The sequence below is a fragment of the Halomicronema sp. CCY15110 genome (assembly GCF_016888165.1).
In the GTDB taxonomy this organism is placed as follows: domain Bacteria; phylum Cyanobacteriota; class Cyanobacteriia; order Phormidesmidales; family Phormidesmidaceae; genus Halomicronema.
Genome location: NZ_JACSWC010000284.1, coordinates 1 through 19,507, shown reverse-complemented (window position 1 = coordinate 19,507; position 19,507 = coordinate 1). Strand labels below are relative to the sequence as shown.

Annotated in this window: 18 protein-coding genes and 1 pseudogene; 10 read left to right on the top strand and 9 right to left on the bottom strand. The window is 50.1% G+C overall.

The window, feature by feature from the left end; all coding sequences use genetic code 11:
* Positions 1-4: 4 nt before the first annotated feature.
* The 4 genes and pseudogenes from JUK32_RS12095 (at position 5) to JUK32_RS12085 (ending at position 2,379) form a co-directional block, all read left to right on the top strand.
* Positions 5-574, top strand: a complete 570-nt coding sequence (locus JUK32_RS12095) for a Uma2 family endonuclease (protein ID WP_204139113.1) — start codon at positions 5-7, stop codon at positions 572-574.
* A gap of 210 nt (positions 575-784) precedes the next feature.
* A pseudogene (locus JUK32_RS28710) lies at positions 785-970 on the top strand (hypothetical protein); the annotation flags it as partial.
* A gap of 62 nt (positions 971-1,032) precedes the next feature.
* Complete coding sequence (locus JUK32_RS12090; protein WP_204139112.1) at positions 1,033-1,566, top strand: toll/interleukin-1 receptor domain-containing protein; 534 nt, start codon at positions 1,033-1,035, stop codon at positions 1,564-1,566.
* A gap of 30 nt (positions 1,567-1,596) precedes the next feature.
* Positions 1,597-2,379, top strand: coding sequence for a formylglycine-generating enzyme family protein (locus JUK32_RS12085; protein ID WP_204139111.1), 783 nt, complete (start codon positions 1,597-1,599; stop codon positions 2,377-2,379).
* A 384-nt stretch (positions 2,380-2,763) separates the two neighbouring features.
* Here JUK32_RS12085 and JUK32_RS12080 read toward each other — a convergent pair whose 3' ends face one another.
* Together JUK32_RS12080 and JUK32_RS28455 are read right to left on the bottom strand one after the other, a co-directional pair.
* Positions 2,764-3,342, bottom strand: coding sequence for a Uma2 family endonuclease (locus JUK32_RS12080; protein WP_204139110.1), 579 nt, complete (start codon positions 3,340-3,342; stop codon positions 2,764-2,766).
* A 54-nt stretch (positions 3,343-3,396) separates the two neighbouring features.
* Positions 3,397-3,582 (bottom strand): hypothetical protein, encoded by a 186-nt coding sequence (locus tag JUK32_RS28455; protein WP_309224534.1) that lies wholly within the window; start codon positions 3,580-3,582, stop codon positions 3,397-3,399.
* Between JUK32_RS28455 and JUK32_RS12075 the strand changes: the two genes are divergently transcribed.
* Positions 3,508-3,894 (top strand): hypothetical protein, encoded by a 387-nt coding sequence (locus tag JUK32_RS12075; RefSeq protein WP_309224535.1) that lies wholly within the window; start codon positions 3,508-3,510, stop codon positions 3,892-3,894. The genes JUK32_RS28455 and JUK32_RS12075 overlap by 75 nt on opposite strands.
* On the opposite strand, the gene JUK32_RS12070 is transcribed toward JUK32_RS12075, so the two are convergent.
* The 6 genes from JUK32_RS12070 to grpE all read right to left on the bottom strand — a co-directional run bounded on the left by JUK32_RS12070 (position 3,776) and on the right by grpE (position 10,092).
* A complete protein-coding gene (locus JUK32_RS12070) occupies positions 3,776-4,306 on the bottom strand; it encodes a hypothetical protein (RefSeq protein ID WP_204139109.1) in 531 nt (176 codons plus the stop codon). The two genes, JUK32_RS12075 and JUK32_RS12070, sit on opposite strands and share 119 nt — an antisense overlap.
* A gap of 136 nt (positions 4,307-4,442) precedes the next feature.
* The gene (gene rsgA, locus JUK32_RS12065) at positions 4,443-5,585 is read right to left on the bottom strand and encodes a small ribosomal subunit biogenesis GTPase RsgA (protein ID WP_204139108.1); all 1,143 of its coding nucleotides are present in this window, start codon (positions 5,583-5,585) and stop codon (positions 4,443-4,445) included.
* Between the two features lie 4 nt (positions 5,586-5,589).
* Positions 5,590-5,850 carry a sulfurtransferase TusA family protein gene (locus JUK32_RS12060; protein ID WP_204139107.1) on the bottom strand — a complete coding sequence of 87 codons (261 nt, stop codon included), beginning with the start codon at positions 5,848-5,850 and terminating at the stop codon, positions 5,590-5,592.
* Complete coding sequence (gene dnaJ, locus JUK32_RS12055) at positions 5,847-6,977, bottom strand: molecular chaperone DnaJ (protein ID WP_204139106.1); 1,131 nt, start codon at positions 6,975-6,977, stop codon at positions 5,847-5,849. The genes JUK32_RS12060 and dnaJ overlap by 4 nt, the downstream gene beginning before the upstream one ends.
* Before the next feature lie 102 nt (positions 6,978-7,079).
* Positions 7,080-9,035, bottom strand: coding sequence for a molecular chaperone DnaK (gene dnaK, locus JUK32_RS12050; protein WP_204139105.1), 1,956 nt, complete (start codon positions 9,033-9,035; stop codon positions 7,080-7,082).
* Between the two features lie 319 nt (positions 9,036-9,354).
* Positions 9,355-10,092: a nucleotide exchange factor GrpE gene (gene grpE, locus JUK32_RS12045; protein WP_204139104.1), complete on the bottom strand. Its 738-nt coding sequence runs from the start codon at positions 10,090-10,092 to the stop codon at positions 9,355-9,357.
* 1,053 nt (positions 10,093-11,145) lie between these two features.
* Here grpE and JUK32_RS12040 point away from each other — a divergent pair.
* The 5 genes from JUK32_RS12040 to fusA all read left to right on the top strand — a co-directional run bounded on the left by JUK32_RS12040 (position 11,146) and on the right by fusA (position 19,094).
* Complete coding sequence (locus JUK32_RS12040; protein ID WP_204139103.1) at positions 11,146-13,149, top strand: GspE/PulE family protein; 2,004 nt, start codon at positions 11,146-11,148, stop codon at positions 13,147-13,149.
* 85 nt (positions 13,150-13,234) lie between these two features.
* Positions 13,235-14,350 (top strand): type IV pilus twitching motility protein PilT, encoded by a 1,116-nt coding sequence (locus JUK32_RS12035; protein ID WP_204139102.1) that lies wholly within the window; start codon positions 13,235-13,237, stop codon positions 14,348-14,350.
* A 260-nt stretch (positions 14,351-14,610) separates the two neighbouring features.
* Positions 14,611-15,831 carry a type II secretion system F family protein gene (locus JUK32_RS12030; RefSeq protein WP_204139101.1) on the top strand — a complete coding sequence of 407 codons (1,221 nt, stop codon included), beginning with the start codon at positions 14,611-14,613 and terminating at the stop codon, positions 15,829-15,831.
* Between the two features lie 171 nt (positions 15,832-16,002).
* A complete protein-coding gene (locus JUK32_RS12025) occupies positions 16,003-16,491 on the top strand; it encodes an orange carotenoid protein N-terminal domain-containing protein (RefSeq protein ID WP_204139100.1) in 489 nt (162 codons plus the stop codon).
* A 515-nt stretch (positions 16,492-17,006) separates the two neighbouring features.
* On the top strand, positions 17,007-19,094 hold the full coding sequence (gene fusA, locus JUK32_RS12020) for an elongation factor G (RefSeq protein WP_204139099.1): 2,088 nt from the start codon (positions 17,007-17,009) through the stop codon (positions 19,092-19,094).
* Between the two features lie 219 nt (positions 19,095-19,313).
* Here fusA and JUK32_RS12015 read toward each other — a convergent pair.
* On the bottom strand, positions 19,314-19,507 hold a 194-nt coding region (locus JUK32_RS12015), incomplete at its 5' end, for an IS1 family transposase (RefSeq protein WP_255538222.1).

Below are 19,507 nucleotides of genomic sequence, written 5' to 3'. Positions count from 1 at the left end.
GAGCATGATCTCCACCAAACTGACGCTTGCCGATTATCTGAGTCTGGAAGATGGCCCGGAAAGTCGCTGTGAATTTGTGGATGGAGAAATCGTTGAGCTGCCACCGGAAAGCCCACAAAACAATTTGATCTCGCTCTTTTTGCTTAGTCAGCTTTTGCAACAAGTATCATTGCGGTGGTTGCGGCGGATGGATACGCAGTTAGTCGTCACGGGGCGGGTGCGACTGCCTGACCTGATGGTGCTGGGTGAGCCATTAGCGGAGGCGTTAGAGAATGCAGGCCGCAGCACGATCGCGGAGGAGATGCCTGCGCCGCTGTTGGTGGTGGAGGTGGTGTCGCCGGGAAAGGTGAATGAGGATCGCGATTATCGCTACCAGCGATCGGAGTATGCGGCGCGGGGGATTGGGGAGTATTGGATTCTTGACCCCAGCCGAGATCGGGTGACGGTGTTGACGCTGGTGGATGGCCTATACGAGGCACAGGAACTCACGGGCAGCGACACACTCACTTCACCCCGGTTTCCTGAGTTTTCAATGACTGTTGCCCAACTTCTGAATCCTTGCGGGAGTGCTTGAAAGATGACTATCTCCGTCTCCATAGTTGTGCATAACAAAGTGGTGGCCGCCTGCAAACTGCGCAATTACCTTCTGAAGCGATCGTGGCGTCGTAGTGATTACGCTGAAGGATGAAGCATATCTTCATCCTGCTTAGTTTGATTGCAATTTCCTCTGTCGTTTACTGAAGAGCTGAGAAGCTTAAAGATTTAATATCTTCCAGATACGGATACGCTATCGATCCGGTTGAATGACACACCAGTAATGAGTCGGAGGAGATTGCGTCTAGATGCGGTGGTGGATTCTGATGAGGATGGAGGCGTCGTGGGTTCTGAGATTGACCTGGCCTCATCGAAGGTCAATTTGAAGAGATTGGATTCGAAAGGGTTGCTGACTCCGGAATTACTCTCAAAATAGATATAGGCATGCAATGCCTTTCTGATTTGTCATTGAGCAAGGTTAACAGGAGCAATTGATAGATGTCGAAAACGCAGCAATTTGACGTTTTCCTGTGCCATAACAGTGAAGATAAAGCTGTTGTCGAGCAAATGGCTCTAAAACTTCAGAAAAACGGAATAAAACCTTGGCTTGATATATGGAATCTAAGACCAGGTGTTCTTTGGCAAGATGAACTGCAAACGCAAATCACGAACATTGCTGCTGCCGCAGTCTTTATCGGTCAAAAAGGTCTTGGCTCCTGGCAAAGTGAAGAAGTTTCTGCCTTTCTAGAGGAATGTAGAATACGTCAATGCCCGGTAATCCCTGTAATATTAAATAATGCTCCAGAGAGACTTGAATTACCCATTTTCTTGAGAAATCGCCATTGGGTAGATTTTCGAAGACCAGTACCGGACCCATTGCAACAATTAGTCTGGGGCATCACAGGAATAAAAGAAAAGGCTAATTTTCCGGCTTCTAAATTCCAAAATCTTCCTTCACCTCAAACAAAGCAACTTCAAATAGGAAAGAGCGAATTTCCTTCGAGTGCTCAGCTTAAAAGATTTAAATTCTAATACACTGAATTCAAGGAAATACGAAATAGGTTGCTACCCTTTGGCTCAAAAATAGAATCTCTCTGTAGATTACAGCAGGCACAACTTTTTACTGAAGAGCTTGGTGGCGGAATTGAGTTAGAGATGGTTGTCATTCCTGCTCAAGAAAAGTCAAAAACTTACATCCCTGAGAGATCCATGCCAGGCCGAGATTTTCATTCGCCAGAGTCTAAGATTCTTGTCGGCAAATATCCAATTACTCAAGCTCAATGGAAAGCAGTTTCTTGCCTCCCCAAATTTGATCGAGTCCTACCAAAGTCTCCATCTAAATTCAAGGGAAAAGATTTGCCTGTAGAGAATATTTCTCTATATGATGCAATCGAATTTTGCAAAAGATTATCAACTGAGTTCAAACGAAATTATCGCTTGCCTACAGAGTCTGAATGGGAATATGCCTGCCAAGCAGGTGCTACAACTAAATTCAACTTTGGGGACACTATAAGTCCTGAATATGCAAATTTTCTTGATGGAAAATTAGGCTCTAAATCAAAGTCTACGACACCAGTCGGACATTTCCCCTATCCTAACCTCTTTGGTCTATATGATATGCATGGTAATGTTTATGAATGGTGTCTCGAGCAAAGTGTAGATTGGCTGAAAATCCATGAAGCTGATATTACTCTACCCGCAGAAGATCGGCAAAGACTTATAGGCGTTATTCGAGGAGGTTCATGGAGAGATTTATCTGTCGGGTGTAATTCCTCTCATTTCAGACGTAGAGAGCCTGAAGAAAAGTCTGACTTTATTGGATTCAGAGTAGTCTGCTCTGCGTGAGTGTGTGTTTATACGATTGAATAATTTATAAATACCATGGAATTACTTTTCATTATTTTAGCGATATTGGGCGCTCTTTTCGTCTATAGCGCAACCCAAAAAGAGCTTAGAAGACTAAAAAGAAAATTCAAGAGTTTTTTCCGAGGTGGCAAAAAAACTTATGTTTCACCTCATAAAAGAACTGTTACGGTTAAAGGACACTATAGAAACAAGGGCAGGAGAAAAAGGAAGAAACGATAAAGTTGTTGATACATCTCAGCGTTGAAGCCGATCATTTATTTTCATTCCTGATCTCACACCTTATCGGTATCCTCCCAACCACTTCAGAAGATTCACAAGCAATCTAATAGATTATTTAGAAGAGAAAGCCGCTGGAGGATAGACCTAATTCGGCAAAGACCAAATCAGCTCAAACTCCGGTAAAATCGCTTCCCCAGACAACCGAGCCGGGAAGGCAACTTTTTCAACAACGGCTGTCGGTCGGTAAATCTCAACTTCTTGTCCCTGGGGATTAATCAACCAGCCCAAACGCAGACCACTGGCTAAATACTCCGCCATTTTTTCCTGTAGCGGCGGCAACGCATCCGTCTTAGACCGCAGCTCAATGACAAAATCAGGACAGATCGGGGGAAATCCGGCCTTCTCTTCTGGCGATAATGCCTCCCACCGAGAGCTTTCTATCCAAGCTGCATCTGGCGAGCGATCGCCCCCGCCCGGTAGTTTGAACAAAGCTGAGGAGCTGAATACTTTACCTATCTTTGCTTGCCGATTCCATGTCCACAACAAACTAATGAGGTCTGCTTCCCGCTCTCCTCCCTCTCCCCCAACTGGCGACATGATAATCAGCGCTCCTGAAGCCGATCTTTCCAATGGCGTATCTGGATTAGCTTCACACAATCGGTAGAACTGCTCATCAGTCAATTCCACCTGATCCAGACTCAAAACCATGGGAAGACCAGACATGCCAGTAACCTTGTTCGACGATCCGCTAGCCCAATTCTAATCGCTAAAATTTGTTCACTGATCAACCGATTTACTGCCTCGCAGGCCCTGCCCCTGCCCGGCGATCGCCTCAAATGCTTCCAAGCCAATAGAGACCTGCTCATCAAACTCAATCGCGTCACTACCATCCCCACCTGGAAGTTGCTTTGCCGCTGGGCACTCTGCTGCGCTCTGGCCGAGCCCGCCGTCCCCCTGCTTCACAGGGCGATCCACAATCCTCAAATCACCCGCTGCGCCTCACCGCGAGCAATCTTCATGCCTTATAAGTACAGGCAAAAAGTCGCCGTCGAAATCAAGCAAATTCGATCAGCACTGGCAGAACAGGGCGATCGCTCAAACCCCACAGCTACCTCAAATGCGGTCTTCGGGCCGAACGTAACCGCTCAAACTAGCATTACTGCAAATCAAAAGAATCCAGGAAAGACGAAGACTCTTCAAGGGTTTCGGCTCCCTCGGGTGACACAACGAGCACTTGATAAAGCCGATTCTCCACCAGATAAATGCGGGAATTGATCGTCGCCGTCTGTTCTTGATTCGCATTGGCACTAATGACGAGCGATCGCCCCGGATTGCCTGCCAGGTCGATCACCTCTTCACTGACCAATGTGCCGCCCAAATTGTTGACCGCGCCATCACGACTGCTATCCAGCAAAGCTTGCGGATCGGTCTGTTCGATAATCTCAGCGGGATAGTCAGAGTAGGCGACCACGTAAGCCGTATTTTCGGTCTCCGCCGTAAAGGTATAAATTTCGACTGGCCCCACCGGAGTCTCAACGGATTGTTGAGTCTCCTCAAAAGGAGCCGGAGCAGCAATCTCAAACTGCCCAGAATCGGAGATAAAAACCTCAGAGGGCGGTGGCGTGCTGTTGCAGGCCGTGAGCAATAAAAAGCCCACAAGTAAACATTGACTGAGTCGAGATTTCATCATGTTATCGGGGTTGCAAAGGTGAACGCGATCATCGTCAATCAGAGCTGTGACTTCCAGGTCTCAAGCGATTCCAGCAGCCAGCTTGAATACTTTTCAGGGATAGCCAAGAGCCAGTATCGGCAGCACTACAGCATCATTCATACTCAGAAAAGGCATCCATATCTTCCCAGGCGTCAAGCTGATCGAGATTGCCATCCAGCTCATACCGCAAGTCCTCAAGTGACTGCTTGCGGCTCCGGCGAGACACGCGCCGATACTTTTTCGCCTGTAGCCGTGGTTCCTGCTGTACCTGCCCATCATCCGCAATCTTAAGCTTAAATGCCGCGTCCGGTGTAGCCGAATCATGGGCGGCCTGGGCCTGTGTCTCGCATTCCTCTAGGAGCTGTCGATAATCGGTGTACCGCTCCCAATCTTGAGCAACGGCGCAGCCCGGTTCGCCGCGATGTAGACAATCCGCAAACTGACATCGGTGTTCGGCTAACTGCGCTCGAATTTCGGGAAAGCAGGTGGCGAGCGTTGTGGGGGCGCAACCGATATCCGGCTGGTTGAATCCCGGCGTATCGGCCAATAAGCCCCCCTGTGGCAGGTCAAACAATTCGACGTGGCGGGTGGTGTGGCGACCGCGGCCCAACTTGCCAGACACCGCATTCACCCGTAGCTGAGCAGCGGGAATCAAGGTGTTGATCAAACTCGATTTACCCACGCCCGAAGGGCCAGAAACCACAGTAATGCGGTCTTGAAGCCGAGGTTTCAGGGCCTCTAAACCCAGGTTTGCCTGTACGCTGATGAACTGTGGCTGATAGCCCCATTGGATGAGTCGTTGCTGCCATTCAGTTTGGGCGGTGGCGGTGACTAAATCGCATTTGTTCAAGCAGAGGCAGATGGTTAGTCCGGTGAGCTCAGCTTTGACCAAAAATCGGGTGAGTTGATGGCAGTCTAGGCCTGGCTCAGCGATCGCAAACACCAGCAGGATCTGATTCGCATTGGCTACCGGGGGGCGATCCAGTTGGGTAGACCGAGGATGCACGGCGGCGATCGCCCCCCGCTGTCCCGCCCAGTCAGGTTCCTCAACCGCCACGCGATCGCCCACCATCACTTGCTGACCCACCTTTTTGAGTCGCGCCCGCCGCGTACACAGCAGTTCACCCACTGGGTACGGTGCTTGTTCAGTGGTCGTCTGTAGTTGGACGAGGTAATAATTGGCTTGCACCGCAACCACCGTACCCAGCAGTGCGGGACTGGTCAGTTTCGGGGAGTCAGCCGCCGATGATGCCATAAAGTTACGACCGCGTATTGCGTACCTGTAAGGCATAGTAACGGTCTTTTTCGATCAGCTGCTCAATGACATAGCCATCCATCTTGAGGCTATGGGGCACTTGCACAACGGGCTCACCGCCGTCAATCCACACCTCTAGCAAGTCGCCATCGGGCATTTGCTGAAGCTGTAGCTTTGTCCGGACAAAGTTGATCGGGCAAGGGGTGCCTCGAAGATCGAGCTGACGGTCTGGTCTCGCGACAGGCTTGGTAGGACGGTCACTCATCCGCGAAACAAGCCCCCTAAGAAGCCTTCAATGCCCCCGCCCTTGCTCACGCGATCGCCCCGCATTTCCGCCAATTTTTCAATCAGCTCGCGCTCTTCTGGCTTCAGGCGCGTCGGAATTTGGACTTGCACGGTAATCAAATGCGCCCCCCGACTGACAGGATTGCCCAACTTCGGCACGCCACGATTGTCCAGCGTCAACACCGTATTCGGCTGAGTCCCCGCTGGCACCTCTAAGTCAACCTTGCCATCCACCGTGTCCACCTCGATCTTGGCTCCCAAGATGGCTTGCAAATAAGTAATTTTCAAATCAGAGAGGATATTGATGCCGTCACGGCGAAAATGGCTGTCCTCTTCGACAAAGAGATAGACGTATAGGTCACCTGCCGTGCCGCCTTTTTGGCCTGCATCCCCTTCGCCCGAAACCCGCAAGCGAGTCCCATTATCGACCCCAGCGGGAATGGTGATTTTCAGCTTCTTACTTTCCTGTCGCTGGCCGCTACCGCCACAAGTCTCACAGCGTTCTTCGACCATTTCACCCGTACCACTACAGGTCGGGCACGCCGACACTTGCGCAAAGCTCCCAAACGGCGTGCGGGTCGTGCGCCGCACTTGGCCGTTACCGCTACAGGTACTGCAGGTGACTGGACGCGTGCCTGGCTTCGCGCCTGATCCGTTGCAGGTGTTGCAGGTCTCTAAGTGACCAATTTTGATTTCCTTTTCACCCCCAAACACTGCTTCCTTGAAGCTGAGTTTCAGGTCTAAGCGTAAATCGTCTCCGCGTTTTGGCCCACGACGACGCCCAGTTCCCGCTGCGGGTCCGCCAAAGCCGCCAAAAAAGCTCTCGAAGATATCGGCAAAACCGCCCATATCTCCCATATCTTGAAAGCCACCACCAGCAGCGGCTCCGCCGACCCCAGCTTCACCAAACCGATCATATCGGGCTCTGACGTCAGGCTCTGATAGCACCTCATAGGCCCGGTTGACCTCTTTGAAGAGTTCTTCCGCACCGTCTTCTTTATTGACGTCAGGATGATATTTGCGCGCGAGGCGACGATAGGCTCGCTTTATTTCTTCTTGGTCGGCGCTGCGAGCAACACCAAGGACTTCATAGTAATCACGCGCCATGGACGTTTATTGCCAATGCTGAGTCAACATTAAGATACATTCATCTATTTTACGGGAGGTCGTCTGCATTACAGTCCCGACTTTTCCCAACCGATAACGGGACTAATCAATCGCCTCGTAATCAGCAGTAATGGTTGCATCTAAGTCGATACTATCATCTGTCTCTTGGGGCTCGGCTGGTTGAGCCATGGTTTCCGATGTTTCTGAGACATCGACGTTGAAATCGACCGAGTCGCTATCGGGCTCTTCGCTCTGCTGATATAAGGTGGCCCCAATATCAAATAACGCCTGCTGCAAGCCATCCATCGCACTGCGCAACTCTTCGGGGGCAATCCCTTTATCCTGCATCGCCACGCGCAACTCAGTGGCTTTTTCTTCGGCAGAAGCTTTTAACGCCGGCTTCATGAGTTCGCTGTTGTCGCGCATGGTCGCTTCGTAGCTGTAGAACAGGCTGTCGGCCTGATTGATGAGGTCGGCCACCTGGCGACGGCGCTCGTCTTCATCAGCAAAGCTTTCGGCTTCTAGCCGCATTTTTTCGACTTCGTCTTTACTGAGGCCGCCAGTATTTGTAATGCGAATGCTCTGAGCGCGGCCAGTGCCTTTATCTCGGGCAGAGACCTGCAAAATACCGTCGGCGTCAATTTCAAACGCCACTTCAATTTGCGGCACGCCTCGGGGGGCCGGGGGAATGCCCGTGAGCTGGAATTTACCCAGGCTCTTATTGTCTTTAGCCATGGCGCGTTCGCCTTGTAAGGCGTGCACCTCAACCGAGGTCTGACCGTCAGTGGCGGTTGAAAAGATTTGAGATTTGCTGGTGGGAATGGTGGTGTTGCGCTCAATGACTTTTGTGAAGACTTCGCCCAAGGTCTCAATGCCTAAGGAAAGTGGCGTAACGTCGAGCAGGAGTAGGTCTTTGACCTCGCCCCCCAACACTCCGGCTTGAATGGAGGCTCCGAGAGCGACGGCTTCATCGGGGTTGACTGAGCGATCGGGGGCTTGTCCTCCGAAAAACTCTGAAATAGCTGACTGTACTGAGGGAATCCGAGTCGAACCACCGACCAGCAAAATTCGATTAATTTCTTCAGGACCGAGGTCGGCATCTTTCAGCGCTTGTTTGACGGGCTCTAAGGTGCCATCGATGAGGTCTTTCGCCTGTTGTTCAAATTGCGCCCGACTTAAGCTCATTTCTAAATGCTTGGGGCCGGTTTCGTCCGCAGTAATGAAAGGCAAGTTGATCGAAGTGGTTTGCATCGCAGACAGCTCGATCTTGGCTTTTTCGGCCGCTTCCCGAATTCGTTGGAGGGCCATGCGATCGGCGGACAAGTCAATGCCGTCAGTTTCGCGAAAGGCGGCAATCATCCATTGCGCGATCGCGTTATCAAAGTCATCGCCGCCTAGGTGGTTATTGCCCGAAGTGGCTCTCACTTCAAAGACGCCGTCTCCCAATTGCAAGATCGAGACATCAAATGTGCCGCCCCCCAAGTCAAACACCAAAATGGTTTGATCTTGGTCTTGCTTGTCGAGTCCGTAGGCCAAGGCCGCTGCAGTCGGCTCGTTAATAATCCGCAGCACTTCTAAGCCCGCGATCGTGCCGGCATCTTTAGTGGCTTGGCGTTGCGCATCAGTGAAATAGGCTGGCACGGTGATGACAGCTTGGGTGACGCCTTCACCCAGATAAGCTTCGGCATCTTGCTTCAGCTTTTGCAAGATCATCGCCGAGACTTCTTGGGGAGTATAAGTTGTCCCCCGAATTTCGACATCAACCGTGTTGTCGCGACCGGAAACGCACACATAAGGCACCCGCGATCGCTCCGTCTCGGTGTCATCCCATCGACGCCCGATAAAGCGCTTAATGCTATAGACGGTGTTTTCTGCATTGGTCACAGCTTGCCGCTTAGCGAGCTGTCCAACTAACCGTTCACCGCTTTTACCAAAACCAACAATGCTGGGAGTAGTCCTGCCCCCCTCAACATTGGTAATCACAAAAGGTTGTCCACCTTCTAAAACGGCAACACAGCTGTTGGTAGTTCCCAGGTCGATTCCGATGACTTTGCCCATAACTCGCAGCTTCTTACGATTCAGATGAATGTGCAGGAGCGCCTTCGCCACTCAACGTTAGCTCATCTTCCAAGAAATCACCGAATAAACCGGCTCTTCCCCTGAATTTGCCTCCCTGCTGTTCAGCATTCCCAACATTGCCTCTAAGCCATAAGTTTTGTTCAAAAAACCTTAAAAAAAGCTAGTCAGCCCAATGTTTAGAAATGGTCGCCATGTGGGCAAACCGCAAACTCAGCCACCTGTCCATAACCGATCGCGTCTCGAATGGCCATGATTTTGACCAATGCCATCAAGCAATCCGCTCGCTAACCGACTACCCTTAGCTCTCTGCCGTTGCTTCATTGCTAGCGTCGTCGTTGGTGGGTTCAGGCTCGGCCGCCACCTTGACCATCGCATGCCGTAAGACGCGATCGCCAATCATGTAGCCTCTCACCAATTCTTCCATGACGGTGCCTTCTGCATGCTCTGCTGTGGGCTGCCGCATGACGGCTTCGTGCAGATTGGGATCAAATTCTTGTCCTTCTGCCCGCATCGCCGACACACCCAATCGCTTCAAGCAATCGACCAGCTGCTTGTAAACACTCTGATAGCTCTTATGAATCGTCATTTCAGCTTCAGTTTGTGGCTTGATCTGAGCCCGTGCTCGCTCAAAGTTATCAATTACAGGCAGCAACTCGGTGATGGTGGTGCGCTTGATCTGCACTTCTTGCTCATCCCGCTCTTTGCTATTGCGGCGGCGGTAATTCTCAAAATCAGCCGCAATCCGCATATATTGGCTGGTGCGATCCTCTAATTGAGCTTTGAGGGCATTCACTTCAGACTGCAAACTTGCCATGCCAGCATCATTAGCAGCGGGTTCGGAACTGCTGGTTGCTTCAGGAGAACCGTCGGTCTCTTGGGTTAATTCTTCAACCGTGCTTTCCATGAATGCACTTTCGACATCAATATCCACAGCACCATCCTCCACACGCAACTCTTCGACCTCATCCACTGGCTTTTCTTCCGCCATATTGATGTTCTCCGGAGAAGTTTCTGTGGGTCGAGATTCGTCAACCATGTTGCTCATAACCTAAACAGTTCTACACAGGGAGCGCGACGTTCAACCCTCAAGCATGCTCAAGAGCGATCGCGCCAATGCCAATCTAAGGACTTATTAGCAAAAATATCAATTTATTGCGCCAACAGACCACTAATGTTAGCGGCTAATCGTTATGCAGCCTAGTGCTATTTAGTCAGCGTCCCCCTAACCAGGCGATGCTCCCCATGAATCAAGTTGCCCAGTGAGCTACATTTTGTGTCATTAAAAGGGACAAGCCTTTCATGAAATCTCTGTGAATTGGCAAAGCGGATTGTATGAGTCGGTTTTGGCAAGGTTGACCGATCTTTGGCGGCGCTATGACGGCGAACAGAGGCTTGAGCGGCCCATAACTGAGCCGCCGTCAAAGCGATGCGTGAATCAAGCGGCAGTCGTAGCGATCGCCCGCCCCCAATTCAAAGATTTGGCCCCAGCTTCACCACAATGAGAGCCACGCTTCCAATATTCAGCTATTCAGCGATCAGTCATTGAACTGCTGCATTGAACTGCGGCCCTTCAACAGCACGAGTGGTTATAGCAATCCGCTGTCAAGTTTGCGCGCCTTAAAATGTTAAGAGCCTTGTAATCAGAGGGTTTCACCTTTGAACCTTGAGCTTTGCCTTTTGAATTTTGCTCGACAGTTGCCGCCGCTCCCTGGCTGATAGTTGCGCCCCTGACGCACGAGATTGCGTTAACACGCCCCTGCCCTCAATTCGGCTTCACCGGGCAACGCTATCCACCTACAACGTCCTCATCGCTCGCCTTCAGCCCATCAAAGTTGACATCCCTTAACAAAGTTGACCGACTAACATACAGACTGGTGATGAGAAAGCTATCATCGAGCCATCTCAATTACCATTCCATTGGCATGAGGTATTTCCCGACTCACATCAGCCTCAGTGACATCCTTGCAGCTTATTCATGGCAGGCTCGATATGATGACATCTCAGGACTTTGAGGGCACACTAATGCCGTGCATCATGCCAAACGCTTTCGGTCCTGCCGATTTACTCACTTAGACCCCTTGCATCCGCTATGACGAATTCCTCACAGCGCCGCGCTCTTGTTCTACAACGCAGTTTTTCTCCCTTTGGCAACAAGCTCATTCAATCAGGCTTGGTCGATGGGGAGCAGATGCAGCAGGCTTTGGCGGAAAGTCGGCGCTCGGGCCGAGCCCTCACCGACGTTCTGGAATCTTTGACTGGACAACAGCTTTCTCCAGAGCTAGTTCGTCAATACAAGAAGCAGCAGCTATTCGAGCTCAAAATTCTCTACGGGATTGAATCGGTTGACCCCGAACTTGATGCCTTGTCATCAAATCAGGTTGGACAGTTCATTGATACGCTGATCCCGGTTGATATCTGCCGTCGGCATCAACTCGTCCCCCTATCTCGTGAGGAAGGTGAGGATCCTTCGGTTTTGGTGGCGATGGTCGATCCTGAAAACTTGGAGGCCCAAGATGACTTGAACCGGATCTTGCGGCCGCAAGGACTCCGGCTGCGGCGGATGGTCATCACGGTAGAAGACTACCAGCGCTTAATTTCTGGCTATTTAGATGAAAAAGTAGCCAAAGAAAAGCAGCGGGATATGGAACAGGCCGTAGACGTACAGTCTGATCTGGAAGATTTAGATTTTGATGCGTCGGCGCTCGAAGACGTTAATGAAGAAGAAGCTGACCTCAACGATGCCCTGCAAGATGCCGGCGCAGCCCCCGTCATCGCATTGGTCAATAAAGTTTTGGTGAAAGCCCTGCAAGAGGGCGTTTCCGACATTCACATTGAGCCCCAAGAAGAATTTCTGCGGATTCGTTTCCGTAAAGATGGCGTGTTGCGTGAGTCGTTTCCCAAATTTCCCAAGAAGATTATTCCTGCGGTCACAGCTCGCTTCAAGATTATTTCCGAACTGGATATTGCTGAACGACGGATGCCCCAGGACGGTCGGATTCGGCGGATGTTTCAAGGTCGCAAGATCGACTTTCGCGTCAGCACACTACCTAGTCGATATGGCGAGAAAGTGGTACTCCGCATCTTGGACAACTCATCGACGCAGTTGGGGATCGACAAGCTGATCTCAGATGAAGAATCTCTCAAGATCGTTCGGGAAATGGCATCTCGACCATATGGCTTAATTTTAGTGACCGGGCCAACGGGATCCGGTAAAACCACAACCTTGTATTCTCTACTGTCTGAACGCAACGATCCCGGTATTAATATCAGTACCGCTGAAGATCCAATTGAATATGCTTTGCCGGGTATTACCCAGGTACAAGTCATCCGCGAAAAAGGCATGAATTTCGCCTCGATTTTGCGCGCCTTTTTGCGACAAGACCCGGATGTCATTCTGGTCGGTGAGACTCGTGACCCTGAAACAGCCAAGACCGCGATCGAAGCAGCCCTGACTGGACACCTTGTCCTAACGACCCTACACACCAACGATGCGGCAGGAGCGATCTCCCGCCTCGAAGAAATGGGCATGGAAGGCTTCCAGGTATCCAGCTCCCTCATCGGTGTCCTTGCCCAACGCCTGATGCGAAAAGTGTGCGATGAATGCTGCATTGCTTACACTCCCAGCGCCGAAGAACTCGCACGATTTGGTCTGACGACAGCCGGTGATTCGGAACTCACCATCTATAAAGCCAATGTTTTATCCCTTGAACAAATTAACGAGGCCAAAACATCAGGCAACTTCTGTGAAAAATGCCAAGGCATTGGCTACAAAGGGCGAGTCGGCGTTTATGAAGTCATGCAAATGACCGAAACCCTTCAAAAACTAGTATCCGACGGTGTCCCCACTGAGCAACTCAAAGAAGTTGCAGTGGAAGAAGGCATGAAAACTCTCCTCGCCTACAGTCTCAATCTAGTGCGCCAGGGATACACGACCCTCGATGAGGTCGAGCGGGTCACGTTTACAGATACGGGGCTAGAAGCCGAACTTAAAGCCCGACGTAAGAGTTCTCTAACGTGTGAAACCTGTCACGCAGAACTGCAACAAGATTGGCTGGATTGTCCCTACTGTTTAACACCGAGATTTAAGTCCTAGTGTTAAGCCCACAGTCAGTTTAGTCGGTGAGCCAGCGGCTTCCCCGAGAATTCCTTAATCACAGTAACCAACAAGAGGTAATGCTATGGAAATGATGATTGAAGATCTGATGGAAGAAGTGATTGAACGCGGGGGGTCAGATCTTCACCTCTCAGCGGGACTCCCTCCCTACATTCGGATCAGCGGCAAGCTCACGCCGACCGAGCACGAGCCTATGAGCCCAGAAGCTTGCCAACGGCTGATCTTCAGTATGTTAAATAATAGCCAACGGAAAGCTCTAGAGCAGACCTGGGAACTCGATTGTTCTTATGGTGTAAAAGGCCTGGCGCGTTTTCGGGTCAATGTCTATAAAGATCGAGGCACGTATGCTGCTTGTTTACGGGCGCTAAGCTCAAAGATTCCCAGCATGGATGTTCTGGGCTTGCCCCCTATCGTCCGCGAACTGTCTGAAAAGCCTCGTGGCCTGATTTTGGTCACTGGGCCAACGGGATCCGGCAAATCCACCACTCTAGCCTCCATGATCAACGAAATCAACTTGACTCGGCCAGAGCATATTTTGACCGTTGAAGACCCTATCGAATTTGTCTACGAACCGATCAAAAGCCTGATTCACCAACGCCAAATTGGTGAAGATAGCAAGAGCTTTGGCAATGCCCTAAGAGCAGCTTTACGGGAAGACCCAGACGTTATTCTAGTGGGCGAAATGCGGGATTTAGAGACCATTTCTCTTGCCATCTCAGCCGCTGAAACAGGGCACTTAGTATTCGGGACATTGCACACTAGTTCAGCCTCCCAAACTGTTGACCGGATGATTGACGTCTTTCCCCCAGAACAACAAACTCAGGTTCGCGTACAGTTATCAAACTCGCTGGTCGCCGTCCTCAGCCAGTGTCTGGTTTCCAAAGCCAATCCAAAACCTGGTGAATTTGGGCGGATCATGGCTCAAGAAATCATGGTAGTTACGCCAGCAATTTCTAACCTTATTCGCGAAGGTAAGTCGGCCCAGATTTATGGGGCTATTCAAACTGGCGGCAAATTATCCATGCAAACCTTGGAAAAAGTCCTGGCTGACCTGTATAAAGCCGGCACAATTTCCTTCGAAGCTGCCATGTCTAAAACATCACGTCCTGATGAATTGCAGCGACTATTAGAGTCTGCTGGTGCTGGTAAACAGCAGGCAGTGGCTGGCCGACGTCGATAATTGGTTGGGCACCATCACAAAATCACCAAATTACTACTGTTACCTGGGTTGCCCGTCCAGCACATAGCCAGGTAACAGGTCGCTGCTCAACCCGATATACATACGTTCAGCGCGAAGAATTTACACCGTTGTGAACCACTCGAAATACTGTGTGCTAACGTATCGGTATCAAATTCACCACTCGGTTGCGAGTTAATCTACGGGCTTCTCACAAAGGTGTCAGTTGACACCGCGTCGTTTCTTACTGATGTCTGAAAATTATGCCTACTTATGTTGCTACTGGGCGAGATAGTTCAGGTCGCGAGCGCAAAGAGAAAGTCGCGGCATCAAATCCGAGTGAAGCTCGCAATCTGTTAAAAGAACAAGGGCTGTTCATCCAGGATTTGAAAGAAGAGAAAGGCTTTAGCTTCTCGATGGATTCCATCAGCATGGCCCTCACTTCTGTCTCGGTTAAAGATAAGGCGGTTTTTTCGCGTCAGTTTGCGGCCTTGGTAAATGCTGGCGTAGCCCTTGTCCGGGGTTTAGGGGTTTTGTCTGAAGAGTGCCCTAATCCAAAGCTCAAGCGAGCATTAGAAGATATTAATGGTGATGTCCAGCAAGGCACCAGTCTTTCTGAGGCGATGGCCAAGCATCCCGGTTGCTTTGACAAGCTGTATGTCAGTCTTGTGCAAGCGGGGGAAGTCGGTGGTGTTTTGGATGAGGTACTAAACCGTTTAGCCAAGCTCCTGGAAGACTTAAACCGATTGCAGAATCAGATCAAGTCGGCCATGGCTTATCCTGTGACGGTGTCTCTGCTTGCCATCATTATTTTTGTGGCAATGACCGTCTTTTTGCTGCCAACTTTTGCCGAGATTTTTGAAGAACTCGGGGCTCAATTGCCTCTCTTTACCCGCATCATGCTGGGCATTAGTGCCTTCCTCCGCAACCTTGTGAATTGGGTAATTATTGCTGGAGTCGTATTCGGGGTTTCATTCGCATATAAGCGCTACTACGCGACTGATAGTGGCGAGCGCACAATGGACGGTCTGTTTTTGAAACTGCCTTTATTTGGTGATTTGGTTCAGAAGACAGCAACAGCTCGTTTCTGTCGAACTTTTGGTTCCCTATCGCGCTCTGGCGTACCGATTTTGACGTCTTTGGAAATTGTGCGCGACACTGCTGGCAACCGCGTAATTGCCGATGCTATTGACGACGCGAGAGACGAAATCCAGACAGGTGGCATGATCAGTCTGGCATTGCAGAAGCATCGGGTCTTTCCAGCAATGGCAATTCAGATGATTAGTATTGGCGAGGAAACAGGTGAACTGGATTCCATGCTCATGAAGGTGGCTGACTTTTATGAAGACGAAGTTGAGCAAGCGGTGAAAGCGCTCACTAGCATCATGGAGCCTTTCATGATTGTGATTTTGGGCGGGATGGTCGGTTCGATTCTGGTCTCGATGTACTTGCCCATGTTTAAGATTATGGAAGTTGTTGGGTAATGATCTCTCTCGGACGAAGGAGAGAGTTTATCTAGCGACTGTAGGATGTCGAAGTCTTGTTATTTAAGTGATCCTTGACATAAGGACGGGTACTTCGCTTGCTGATCAAAATTTTTTGGATCAGTGATGTTTGGCTTGTGCTTGTCTATGGAACAACAGAGGATTTTTTGAATGACGACCTTTACCAATGCCGTCAATGATCTTGAACAAGCTCGTAAGTTTTTTCACAGATTAAGCGTTGACGACCAATTAGCTTGGTTGTGGTTCGTGTATGAGAAAGTAGGTGAAACGATCACGCCTGCTGCTCCTGGAGCAGCAGCGGCGAAAATTGCTGAAGGATTGTATGCGCAGGTCAAGCATCAATCTAAGCAAGATCAACTAGAGACGATGAGAGCGATCGCTCAGCAAGATGCTGATAACCTCATTAGTCGTGAATATGGTTCTTTGAGTGCAAATACCAAATTGGCTTTCTGGTATGCCTTAGCCATTGGTATGGATCGTGGTGAAATCATTGCGATGCCTGATCACTATGAATTAAGTCAGCAGGGACACGAATTGCTGGCGGCGATCGAGACGCTAGATTTTGAAGCTCAGATTACATTATTGCGAAACGCCGTGGAACCGATGGGGGCTGCCCCTAAAGCTGACGCTATTATCTAGCTCGGCAATTTGCTGGTGAGCGATCGCTGACCAATCTGCGGTCGTGTTTAGATGGTGTTGATCATCAAAAGAATCCTAGGTGGTTGCTTAGGGTTCTTTTCAACAATTAGCCTTCAGGCAAGTTTCTCTGATACTGGGTCGGCATTTGCTTGCTCAGTGCCCACGGACTTTATGAACGTAGCAGTTAGTTGGTAAACCCGCTTTGGGTCTGGCGTTGGAGCCGCCAAGAAGGCTCAGGCTGCTGACATCGCAGGGCAACGCGATCGCTCGCAACTGCGTTTTCTCAACGCAAGTGGTTAGGTCTGAGCGGCACAACCTACAGCCAAGGCTTACATATTTCGGTCGTAACACTTTACAATTAGCAATGCTGCCATTTTTTGAAGTTAGCGCGAGTTTATTCTGACAGCCAGAGTGCAAACGCTCCACCATGGAGGCAGCAAAAATACCTTGCCGACGACTATCATCGTAAATAGTCGTCGTAAATAGTTTGTCGCACAGAAATCTAGAGAGCAGTTATGAAAAAGGACCTTACGCGATATCGCAACATTGGCATTTTTGCCCACGTGGATGCTGGTAAAACTACCACAACCGAGCGGATTTTGAAGCTCACGGGCAAAATCCACAAGATTGGTGAGGTGCATGAAGGTGCGGCAACTACAGACTTCATGGAGCAGGAGCAAGAGCGCGGCATTACCATTCAGTCGGCTGCGACTTCCTGCTTTTGGAACGATCACCAGCTCAATATTATTGACACGCCGGGACACGTTGACTTCACCATTGAAGTCTATCGTTCCTTGAAGGTGTTGGATGGCGGCGTGGGCGTCTTTTGCGGGTCTGGTGGGGTAGAACCACAATCCGAAACGAATTGGCGCTACGCAAACGACTCTAAGGTGGCGCGGTTAATCTATGTCAATAAGTTGGACAGAACTGGTGCTGACTTTTATCGAGTTGTCAAACAAGTTGAGGAAGTCTTAGCGGCAACGCCACTAGTAATGGTGCTGCCGATTGGTACCGAAATTGACTTTGCGGGGGTCGTCGATCTCCTGACTCGCAAAGCTTGGGTTTGGGATGACACTGGCTTGCCTGAAAATTACGAAATCACCGATATTCCTGAAGATATGAAGGAACAGGTAGAAGAGTATCGTGAAGCGATGGTTGAGCTGGCAGTCGAGCAAGACGAAGAGATCTTGGTGAAGTATCTCGAAGGTGAAGAAGTCACCATCGAAGAAATTAAACAGTGCATCCGCAAGGGAACCCGCAATTTGGCGTTTTTCCCAACGTTCTGTGGGTCTTCTTTCAAGAATAAAGGGGTACAAAACGTACTGGATGCGGTGGTTGATTATCTGCCAGCTCCCAACGAAGTGCCGCCACAACCGGAAGTTGACCTGGAAGGCAATGAGACCGGTAAGTTTGCTTACGTTGATCCAGAGAAGCCGTTCCGCTCGCTCGCCTTCAAAATCATGGACGATCGGTTTGGCTCCCTAACCTTTACTCGGATTTACTCCGGTGTCATCAATAAAGGTGACATGGTGCTGGATACGGCAACGGGCAAAACTGAGCGGGTTGGTCGTATTGTCGAAATGCACGCGAATTCCCGCGAAGAGATTGAGTCGGCGCAAGCAGGGGACATTGTGGCGCTCGTGGGTTTGAAAAATATTCAGACTGGCCATACACTCTGTGATCCGAAAGATCCTGCCACTTTGGAACCAATGGTATTCCCCGAACCGGTGATTTCCGTAGCGGTAGAACCGAAGAAGAAAGGCGACAACGAAAAAATGGGCATGGCCCTGAGCAAAATGGTTCAGGAAGATCCCTCGTTTCATGTTGAAACCGATCAGGAAAGCGGTGAAATCATCATGAAAGGGATGGGAGAGCTGCACCTGGATATTAAGGTGGACATTCTGAAGCGTACCCACGGCGTGGAAGTAGAAGTGGGTAAGCCCCAGGTTGCCTACCGTGAAGCGATTACTAAGGTGTTCAACGATAGCTATACCCACAAGAAGCAGTCTGGTGGTTCTGGTCAGTTTGCTAAGATTGACTACACCATTGAACCGGCAGAAACCGGTGCAGGCTTTGAGTTTGAGTCGAAGGTGACTGGCGGCAACGTACCTCGGGAATTTTGGCCAGCAGTGCAAAAAGGGTTCGAGACTAGCGTTGACAAAGGACCTTTAGCTGGTTTCCCCGTCGTTGATTTAAAGGTGACTCTGAAGGATGGTGGCTTCCACCCGGTTGACTCTTCGGCGATCGCCTTTGAGATTGCGGCTAAAGCAGCTTATAGACAGTCCTTGCCGAAGGCGGGTCTGCAATTGCTCGAACCGATTATGAAGGTCGATGTCTTTACTCCAGATGACTACATGGGTGATGTGATTGGTGACCTTAACCGTCGCCGGGGCATGATCTTAGGTCAAGATACTGGCCCGACGGGGGTGCGCATTAAGGCCGAGGCACCTTTGAGCGAGATGTTTGGCTATATTGGCGACTTGCGGACGATGACCTCCGGTCGTGGCCAATTTTCCATGACCTTCTCGCACTACTCACCTTGCCCTAGCAATGTGGCTGAAGTTGTCATTAAAGAAGCGAAGGAACGTGCTGAAGCATCCTAATCACTCTGGATATTTCACCGTTCCCGTTTAATTGAAAAAACAGCGAGGCGCGATCGCGCCTCGCTGTTTTTTTTGGGGTTCATAAAGACAAACACTGAGCAGAGTCGCAGCCGGGACAAACGCATCAGTCGCTTTGAGCATCTACTTTCTAGTACTTTGATGCGCTTAGATGCCCTTGCAAATTCCGAACATGAATAGGCAATACAATTTAAGGTAGTCCTAAAGCTGTAAGGATGCATTGTAGAGGTGGATGAAATACCAGATTGCGCCAATGTGATTTTCAAGCTTTTTTGAAAAGGATAAGGTTTTGCGCACTAACCTGGAAACCCGTTGCCACAGCGTGCAGTTGAACCGCTCAATATGATTAGTTTGACCACTGTCTTTACCAACTGCCCGATGTCGCTGGCTGGGCA